Raw genomic sequence first — 2987 nt, 5'->3', positions numbered from 1 at the left:
TCGGGATGACAGGATTTGAACCTGCGGCATCCTGCTCCCAAAGCAGGCGCGCTACCAAGCTGCGCTACATCCCGAAGCGAATTGTCGCCTTCCCTAGTATAGCGGACTGGATAGCTGAGTCGGAAGTTGGGGTCATAGATATTCCCATACACCAGATCACAAGATCACAAAGATCAAACAGACCCAGGACTTACGCACTTGCGATAGGCTTTCTGGATTTTGGGCAATTTCTCGCGGGCTGTGTCCGCAAGAAATTGCCCAACTGCGTAAGTTCTAAGATCAAAAGGCACAAAATTTGTGACCAGTCCCATCAGCCAAATGCTATACTAGTATTCGCCTGTAGAGGGTACTGTACGGCGAGCGTAGCCAAGTGGTTAAGGCAGCGGATTGTGGTTCCGCCATTCGTGGGTTCGAGTCCCATCGTTCGCCCTTGTTTCACGTCCCTATCCCACGCCAAGCTGAAACTCATCGAACTTGACCACGGGCGCATCCGGGGTGCGCGTGTCGAAGCGGTAGCTGCTGATGGTGCCCGTGCCTGTGTCGAAAATGGTGAAGGCGGTGATGTCGTTGCTGGAGAGAAACGGCAGCGGCTGTCCATCATCCCCCGTCACGGGCGCAAGGGTCGGCGTAATCGGTTCCAGCCCGCCCGGATCGCCAGCCGTCACGTAGTTCTCCAGGTTGTAGAATTGCGGGTTCAGATCGGGCAGCTTCCGGGGCTGCGGTTCCCAATAGGCCCCGTAGGTATTGCCCACGTTGGAGGTTTCCAGCAGGTGCAGGCCCGCAGGCGTGCGGAAGCGGTTCCAGACGTGAGAATGCCCGTACAGCACCAGTTGCACCTGCGCCGCCTCCAGCAGCGGCATCACATCCCTCAGCAAATAGTCGTCCGACTTTGGGTAATCGTAGCGAATCACCGCAGGGCTGCCCTCGGCGTTGCGCTCCACTACGCGAATGGGGTCGGTATAAGGCGGCACGACGTTATCCCCCAGGGTATGGGTTGGGTGGTGCAGCATCACGATCTTATAGCGGGCCTGCCGAAACTCCGGGCTGCTCAGCTCCTGCTTTAGCCAGTTGTATTGCGGGCTGCCCTTGCGGATTGGCTCAAAGATAATTTGCCCATAACCCCAGTCTTCGCGGTTATTGAGCTTGGCTTCGGGTTCGCGGAAGCGCCCCTTGGCGGAGGGATCTAGGCTGGGCACGCGCCACAGGTTGGTGGCAAACAGCGATACCAATCGCACATCGCCAATAGTTGTGGCGTAGTAGGTTTCGCCGCCCTCTGGACTCTGGGGCAGGCTGAAGATTTCTTCGTAGGTGTCGGTGCTGAAGGCGGTGCTGTTTAGCCCGTTGGGGCCGTAGAGCCGCAGCGCTACATCACGGGGAATTGCGTCTTCAAATTCGCCGTTCAAGCTATCTAGGCGGCCGTAGCGCCCCATGATTTCGTGGTTGCCGATTGCCACGTATATCGGCGCGTGCTGAATGATTTCGCCGCCAGTGTAAACCCGCGTAGTGCCGTTGCGCTCTAGGGAATAGCTGGCGCGACCCTGGAGGCAGGGGAAGAATGCGCCGCCGCGATTGTCATCAAACCATTCCGAGGCGCGGTCGGGGATGTTCACCGTGTCGCCTGCCAAAAAAACCGCATCTACCTGTCCCACTGTCTCCACGACCTTTTGCAGGTTAGTGGCGGTCATGGGCATACTCTGGTGGTCGGAGGTGAGCAGGATTTTGAGCGGCGTACCGGGCGGCGGCAGGGGAGCCAGGGTAAAGGGGCGGCTGGCGATCGCCCGTGTGAATAGCCCATTGGCCCGCAGGCTGGCGACGCGATAGGGAATGCGCTGCCCCGGTGTCAGGCCCGTCACTTCGGCTTCGTGCCGCCAGATGTCGCGGGGCGTGGGCTGCTGATAGACCTGGCCGGGTTCGGTCTGCTGGCCGACGCGCGATCGCTGGTCTTCGCGCACGCGGGATAGCTTTGTGGTGGTGGCGATCGCCCGCTGCTGGAACCCGTCGCCATATTCCACCCGATGCTCGCCGCCCTCAAACTCGGTAAACCAGACGACGCGGACGCTGGTCGGCGTGGGCAGTTGCAAAAACGGGTCAGTGAGCAGCGTGGCAGCGGGGCGATTGGCGGCGACACAGCCATAGGTCAGCGTCAGGACGAGCAGGATGAGAAAGGGCGATCGCCACTGCCCAGTCGGGTTCCATCCGGCTTTCCATTGAATACTCCGGCAAGTATTTCTCAAGGAATTCCAAAAATTGCTCCGAAAGGCGTTCCGAAAAGTATTCCGAAAAACGTTCTGAACAGTGTTCCCAAAAGTGTTCCGAAAATCATTCCACGGGAACTTCCAAGGTTGCCATTGGGGGTGCATGATGGGCATTGGGAAAGAGGATACAAATCAACTTTACAGAGTTAAAACTCATTCACCCTGCCTCTTCACCCCAATTTTGCCAAATTCATCGCCAAGTTATTGCCTTTAGGACTTACGCAGTTGGACAATTTCTCGCGGGCGCAGCCCGCGAGAAATTGTCCAAAATCCAGAGAGCTTATCGCAAGTGCGTAAGTCCTGGCTTTCTTGGATCAAGTGATTCAAAACTTTTAGCGATTCAAAACATCGTTGCGATGGGCAACCGATCCCACAATTTCCACCACCTCGTCAATTAGGGCTTGGGGAACCTCTAGCTCGACCAGCGTGGCGACCAGATCTTCGGCGATCGCATCAAAATGGTGATCCGTTAACCCCATCTCCGCAACTAGGCTGCTGTGGGCATCTCTCATCGGCCGACCGTTCCAGTGATTAGCCCCCCCAAAGGCGTAGGTCATAAACGCTTTTTGATGGCGCTTTTGCAATGTCTCCTCTGGCAGGTTGTTTTTAATGTCCCATAAAGTATTTTGGAAAAGCCGAAATATTCAACAATGTTGACCTAATATCCAGAGCTTTCTGAATAGTCTGTATAGTCTGTGATAACTGTCCCTGTGCTAAGAACCACGAAGGGGT

2 protein-coding genes and 2 tRNA genes are annotated in these 2987 nt (G+C 56.4%); 1 reads left to right on the top strand and 3 read right to left on the bottom strand.

Translation table 11 applies throughout. The features are described 5' to 3' along the window. Positions 1-74, bottom strand: a tRNA-Pro gene (locus tag IGS51_RS19820). A gap of 282 nt (positions 75-356) precedes the next feature. On the opposite strand from IGS51_RS19820, the gene IGS51_RS19815 reads away from it, so the two are divergent. After that, positions 357-429: transfer RNA gene (locus IGS51_RS19815), tRNA-His, on the top strand. Positions 430-443: 14 nt separating this feature from the next. Here IGS51_RS19815 and IGS51_RS19810 read toward each other — a convergent pair. After that, positions 444-2159, bottom strand: coding sequence for a metallophosphoesterase (locus tag IGS51_RS19810; RefSeq protein WP_367279387.1), 1716 nt, complete (start codon positions 2157-2159; stop codon positions 444-446). Positions 2160-2587: 428 nt separating this feature from the next. After that, complete coding sequence (locus IGS51_RS19805; protein ID WP_297080509.1) at positions 2588-2839, bottom strand: group 1 truncated hemoglobin; 252 nt, start codon at positions 2837-2839, stop codon at positions 2588-2590. Positions 2840-2987 lie beyond the last annotated feature (148 nt).

Origin of the sequence: Thermoleptolyngbya sp. M55_K2018_002, from assembly GCF_015295965.1 — a bacterium.
Classification (GTDB): domain Bacteria; phylum Cyanobacteriota; class Cyanobacteriia; order Elainellales; family Elainellaceae; genus Thermoleptolyngbya; species Thermoleptolyngbya sichuanensis.
The sequence above is the reverse complement of the archived record's forward strand: the minus strand, read 5'-3'. Positions and strand labels throughout refer to the sequence as shown.